Here is a 6232-nt window from a genome sequence, read left to right on the forward strand (position 1 = left end):
GAAACTGGAATAACCCATGACATTCGAGAAGTTTGTCTTTTATCTGTTTGCGGCCATCCTGGTGTTTGCTGCCACCATGGTCATTACGCGGCGCAATCCCGTGCATTCGGCCCTGTTTCTGGTGCTGGCGTTTTTCTCCAGTGCCGGCATCTGGCTACTGGCGGAGGCGGAGTTTCTGGCGATTGTGCTGATTCTCGTCTACGTCGGCGCGGTCATGGTGCTGTTCCTGTTCGTCGTGATGATGCTGGACATCGATCTCGCCACGCTGCGGGCCGGGTTCATCCGCTATATGCCGGTTGGCGCGCTGGTGGCCCTGGTGATGGCGGTCGAGATCTTTATGGTAGTGGGTCCGGCAAACTTCGGACTGGATAAGGTGCCGGCGCCGGTGGCACAGCCAGCCGGCTACAACAACACGGAAGAGTTGGGTAGCGTGCTCTATACCGTCTACATGTATCCCTTTGAAGTGGCGGCCGTGATTCTGCTGGTAGGTATCATCGCGGCCATCGGATTGACCATGCGCAGACGCCCTGAGACCAAGTATCAGAATCCGTCCCTGCAGGTTCGTGTGAAAAAGGCCGATCGCCTGCGGGTGATCAAAATGGATGCAGAGGATTGATTGGAGCCGACATGATTGCACTTTCAGACTATCTCATACTCGGCGCAATACTGTTTTCACTCAGCGTCACGGGCATATTCCTGAATCGGAAAAACGTCATCATTCTGCTCATGTGTGTGGAGTTGATGCTGCTGGCTGTAAATATGAACTTTATCGCCTTTTCACATTTTCTGGGTGATACCGCCGGACAGGTGTTTGTGTTCTTTATCCTGACCGTGGCGGCGGCGGAGGCGGCTATCGGCCTGGCGATTCTTGTGGTGCTGTTCCGCAACAAGCGCACCATTAATGTTGAAGATCTGGATACTCTCAAGGGTTAAGCATGGACAAGATATATCTCCTTATCGTGCTGGCGCCCCTGATTGGCGCAATCATCGCCGGCTTTATGGGCTCGCGTATCGGTCGCGCCGGCGCGCACTGGATCACCAGCGGTGGCGTTGGCCTGTCGATGCTGCTGTCATTCTATGTGTTGCTGCAGTTTATTAACGGCACAACCGGTATTTATAACGACAGCGTCTACACCTGGATGGTGAGTGACGGCATTCGCATGGAGATCGGTTTCCTGGTGGACCAGTTGACCGCCATGATGATGGTGGTGGTGACCTTCGTCTCGTTCTGCGTGCATATCTACACCATTGGTTACATGGCGCATGACGAAGAGAACTGGCCAAAGGGCAGCCTGGCCGGCAGCAACAGTTATCAGCGTTTCTTCAGCTATATCTCGCTGTTTACCTTCTCCATGTTGATGCTGGTCATGTCCAACAACTTTCTGCAGCTGTTCTTCGGCTGGGAAGCGGTGGGCCTGGTCTCCTATCTGCTGATCGGATTCTGGTCGGTACGGGAAACTGCGGTATTCGCCAACCTGAAGGCGTTCCTGGTCAATCGTGTCGGCGACTTTGGCTTCATCCTGGGAATCGCTGCGGTTGCCATGTATACCAACAGCCTGGATTATGCCGAGGTGTTCAAGCTGGCTCCGGGGCTGGCGGATACCCAGATCACCCTGTTCGGGGATAGCGCCTGGTCGCTGATGACGGTGATCTGCATCTGCCTGTTCATCGGCGCCATGGGCAAGTCGGCACAGGTACCGCTGCATGTCTGGTTGCCGGATTCGATGGAAGGTCCGACACCGATCTCCGCGCTGATCCATGCCGCCACCATGGTGACGGCCGGTATTTTCATGGTGGCGCGCATGTCGCCGCTCTATGAGTTGTCCGAGACAGCGCTGACCTTCGTGCTGGTTATTGGTGCTACCACGGCCCTGTTCACCGGCCTGATCGGCGTGGTGCAGAACGACATCAAGCGGGTGGTGGCCTATTCGACCCTGTCCCAGCTCGGTTACATGATGGTAGCCCTGGGCGTTTCCGCCTACGCGGCCGGTGTATTCCATCTCATGACCCACGCCTTCTTCAAGGCACTGCTGTTCCTGGCAGCCGGTTCGGTCATCATCGGTATGCATCACGACCAGGATATCCGCAACATGGGCGGTATCCGTAAGTATATGAAGATCACCTGGATCACCTCGCTGATCGGTTCACTGGCTCTTATCGGCCTGCCGGGCTCGTCCGGATTCTTCTCCAAGGATGCGATTATCGAGGCGGTGCACCACTCCACCATTGCCGGCTCCGGGTATGCCTATTTTGCTGTTGTCTCGGGTGTGTTCATCACGGCACTCTACAGTTTCCGTATGTACTTCCTGGTGTTCCATGGCAGCGGCCCAAGGGACGAGCATGCCAGGGCGCACCTGCATGAGTCACCCAAGGTGGTGACTTGGCCGTTGATAGCTCTGGCCGTGCCGTCGCTGTTCATTGGTATGTTCACCGTGGGCGACATGGTATTCGGTGACTGGTTCAAGGATGCTCTCTTTGTCCTGCCTGAGCATAACACCCTGGGCCAGATTGAATTCCATGGCACCTGGGCCTTCTTCACCCACGGCATCTTCGGACTGCCGACCCTGTTGGCGGCTTCGGGGGTGGCGGTAGCCTTCATCTTCTACATGAAGAAGCCGGCGCTGGCTGTGGCCTGGAAGAAGCGCTTCGAGAGCGTGGGTATCTACCAGATACTGGACAAAAAATACGGCTTTGACGAAACCTATCAGGCGCTGTTTGCCGGGGGTAGTCGGGGCATCGGAAACCTGTTGTGGAGCATGGGCGACAAGGGGCTTATTGACGGCCTGATCATCAATGGCTCCGCCCGGTCGATCGGTCGCTTCGCTGGCTGGGTTCGTAACATCCAGACTGGTTATCTCTTCCATTACGCAATTGCCATGATTCTGGGTCTGCTTGTTCTGCTGACCTGGTTCGTGATCGCTTAAGAAAGGTAGGACGCATCGCATGTTAGCAGACTGGCCCATTCTCAGTTTGACCATCTGGTTGCCAATCGTTGGTGGCTTACTGGTTCTCGCAAGTGGAGACAAGGCAGCCAATGCCACTCGCTGGACGGCTCTGACCTTTGCGATCCTCACGTTTATTGTGAGTCTGCCGCTCTACTCAGGGTTTGACTCGACCACTGCCGGCATGCAGTTCGTTGAGCGTGCGAGCTGGATCGAACTGTTCAAGATCGAGTACTACCTGGGTGTTGACGGTATATCCATGCCGTTGATTATCCTGACTACCTTCATCTCGATTTTTGTAATCATCGCCGGCTGGGAGGTCATTCAGTACAAGCCTTCCCAATACATGGCGGCGTTTCTGATTATGGAAGGGGTCATGGTCGGTGTATTCTCCGCACTCGATGCCATGCTGTTCTATGTGTTCTGGGAAGCCATGCTGATTCCGATGTTCCTGATTATCGGCGTCTGGGGCGGGCCGAACCGGGTCTATGCGACTATCAAGTTCTTCCTCTACACCTTCTTTGGTTCGGTGTTCATGCTGGTCGCCCTGATCTACATGTATTTCCAGGCCGATAGCTTCGATATCCTGGCCTTCCATGACCTGAAGATGGGTCTGGATGTACAGATCCTGATCTTTATTGCTTTCCTGCTGGCGTTTGCCGTCAAGGTGCCCATGTGGCCGGTGCACACCTGGTTGCCGGATGCGCACGTAGAGGCGCCGACCGGTGGCTCGGTCATTCTGGCGGCCATCATGCTGAAGATCGGCGGCTACGGCTTCCTTCGGTTCAGCTTGCCGATCACGCCGGATGCAAGCAATCACCTGGATTGGCTGATTATCACCATATCCCTCATTGCCATCGTTTACATCAGCTTTGTGGCGCTGGTGCAGCAGGATATGAAAAAGCTGATCGCCTACTCATCCATCGCGCACATGGGGTTTGTGACGCTGGGTTTCTTTATCGTGTTCATGATCGCGCAGAATAGTAATGCCAGCGGCGGTGCGATACTGGGCATGGAGGGCGGCATGGTACAGATGGTATCGCATGGCTTCATCTCCGCGGCGATGTTCCTCTGTGTCGGTGTGTTGTATGACCGCATCCACAGTCGTCAGATCGCCGATTATGGTGGCGTGGTTCACACCATGCCGATCTTCGCGGGCTTCATGGTGTTTTTTGCCATGTCCAACGCTGGGCTGCCCGGTACCTCAGGATTTGTTGGTGAGTTCATGGTGATCCTGGCCAGTTTCCGCGCCGACTTCTGGTTTGCCTTCCTGGCCGCCACAACGCTGATTGTCGGTGCCGCCTATACGCTGTGGATGATCAAGCGCGTTGTGTTTGGCGCGGTGGCAAACGACAAGGTTGCCGCACTGCAGGATATCAATGGGCGCGAGTTCCTGGTGCTCGGTTCCCTGGCGGCCGCCGTGTTGATTCTGGGTCTCTGGCCCGCGCCGCTGGTCGAGGTGATGGACGTCTCGATCGCCAACCTGTTGAAACATATTGCTGTAACAAAAATACCCTAACCGGCCCTATTCAAGGAATTGGTGAGATTCGATGCAATTTGATACATCCAGCCTGATACCGGTATTACCGGAGATCTTTATCCTGACGGCGGCCTGCGTGGTCCTGGTGGTGGATCTGTTCCTAAAAGATGAGCAGCGGGTAATCAGTTACGGCATGACGCAGATCAGCCTGTTACTGGCCATTGTTATCACTCTGATGACGGCGCCGGCGGAAACACGCATTGTGTTTGATGGCAGTGTGGTGAGGGATGGCATGAGTGACATACTCAAAATCGCCATTTTTATCATCAGTGGCGGTGCCTTCCTCTACTCCAAGGAGTACCTGCGGGACCGGGATCTGTTCAAGGGTGAATACTACGTTCTGGGCCTGTTCGCCGTGCTGGGCATGATGGTGATGGTTTCGGCCAACAGCTTCCTCACGGTCTATCTCGGACTGGAACTGCTGGCGCTCTGCTTCTATGCACTGGTGGCCTTCAACCGGGATTCTGAAGATGGCTCGGAAGCGGCAATGAAGTATTTTGTGCTGGGTGCGCTGGCCTCCGGCATGCTGTTGTACGGTATCTCTATGATCTATGGCGCCACCGGCTCAATCGGTTTCCAGGCCGTTAGCGAAGGGTTGGCCAATCCGGATGTCAACAAGATGGTATTGGTGTTCGGGCTGGTGTTCGTGGTGATCGGGCTGGCGTTCAAGTTTGGCGCTGTGCCGTTCCATATGTGGGTGCCGGATGTCTACCAGGGGGCACCGACTGCGGTGGTGACCTTCCTGGGCAGTACACCAAAAATTGCCGCCTTTGCACTGGCCATGCGCATGCTGGTGGATGGCCTGGGAGGGCTACACGGCGACTGGCAATATATGTTGGTGATACTGGCGATTCTTTCGATGGGTGTGGGTAACGTATTCGCCATCGCGCAGGGTAACATCAAGCGCATGCTGGCCTATTCGACCATCTCCCATGTCGGCTTTATCCTGCTCGGTATTCTCGCAGGCACCAGCAAGGGCTATACCGCCGCCATGTTCTACAGCATCGTCTACGCCATCATGGCACTCGGCGCCTTCGGCATCGTGATGCTGCTTAGCCGTCGGGGCTTCGAGGCCGAGAACCTGGAAGACTACAAAGGTCTAGGCGAGCGTAGCCCCTGGTTCGCCGGAATGATGCTGCTGGTCATGTTTTCCATGGCGGGCGTACCGCCTACCGTCGGCTTTTTCGCCAAGATGTTTGTGCTGGAGGCGGTCATCAGTATCGATATGACTTGGCTGGCCCTGGTGGGCGTATTCTTCTCCATCATCGGTGCCTTCTATTACCTGCGCATCGTTAAACTGATGTACTTTGACAGGCCTGTGGATGAGACGCCACTGACAGCGGGTATGGATACACAGATTGCCCTGACGATAAACGGACTTTCCATGCTGGTCCTGGGCATGTTCCCTGCCAGCCTGTTGTCTCTCTGTGCGGCCGCATTCGGATAGCTGCTACGGAAATTTTTCTGCCATTGCCAATCAAGGCCCTGTCCCGGTGACAGGGCCTTTGGTTTTTTATAGGGTTGAAAAGGGCAGGGAAATGTGCGTGATGACGGATAATTCGCTGAATGCAATTATTTAAACAGAGAGGGGTTGTCAAAGTGTTTTCATCTGCGTATTATCTGCGCTCCAGATGCGGGGTGGAGCAGTCTGGCAGCTCGTCGGGCTCATAACCCGAAGGTCGTAGGTTCGAATCCTGCCCCCGCTACCAAACAAGAAAAGGGTCGCCAAAGTGCGGCCCTTTTTCTTTTT

The 6232-nt window shown here is 55.2% G+C and carries 5 protein-coding genes and 1 tRNA gene; all 6 read left to right on the forward strand.

Features of this window, described 5'->3' with window-relative positions:
* Positions 1 to 16: 16 nt before the first annotated feature.
* The 6 genes from A3GO_RS0120620 to A3GO_RS0120645 all read left to right on the forward strand — a co-directional run bounded on the left by A3GO_RS0120620 (position 17) and on the right by A3GO_RS0120645 (position 6191).
* Positions 17 to 616 carry an NADH-quinone oxidoreductase subunit J gene (locus A3GO_RS0120620; RefSeq protein ID WP_029135006.1) on the forward strand — a complete coding sequence of 200 codons (600 nt, stop codon included), beginning with the start codon at positions 17 to 19 and terminating at the stop codon, positions 614 to 616.
* Between the two features lie 11 nt (positions 617 to 627).
* Positions 628 to 933, forward strand: a complete 306-nt coding sequence (gene nuoK, locus A3GO_RS0120625; protein ID WP_029135007.1) for an NADH-quinone oxidoreductase subunit NuoK — start codon at positions 628 to 630, stop codon at positions 931 to 933.
* A gap of 2 nt (positions 934 to 935) precedes the next feature.
* A complete protein-coding gene (gene nuoL, locus A3GO_RS0120630) occupies positions 936 to 2924 on the forward strand; it encodes an NADH-quinone oxidoreductase subunit L (RefSeq protein WP_029135008.1) in 1989 nt (662 codons plus the stop codon).
* Between the two features lie 19 nt (positions 2925 to 2943).
* Positions 2944 to 4461, forward strand: coding sequence for an NADH-quinone oxidoreductase subunit M (locus A3GO_RS0120635; RefSeq protein WP_029135009.1), 1518 nt, complete (start codon positions 2944 to 2946; stop codon positions 4459 to 4461).
* Between the two features lie 31 nt (positions 4462 to 4492).
* Positions 4493 to 5929, forward strand: a complete 1437-nt coding sequence (nuoN, locus tag A3GO_RS0120640; RefSeq protein WP_029135010.1) for an NADH-quinone oxidoreductase subunit NuoN — start codon at positions 4493 to 4495, stop codon at positions 5927 to 5929.
* Positions 5930 to 6114: 185 nt separating this feature from the next.
* Positions 6115 to 6191 (forward strand) — tRNA-Met (locus A3GO_RS0120645).
* Positions 6192 to 6232: the final 41 nt, after the last annotated feature.

Source organism: Sedimenticola selenatireducens DSM 17993, assembly GCF_000428045.1.
In the GTDB taxonomy this organism is placed as follows: Bacteria; Pseudomonadota; Gammaproteobacteria; order Chromatiales; family Chromatiaceae; genus Sedimenticola; species Sedimenticola selenatireducens.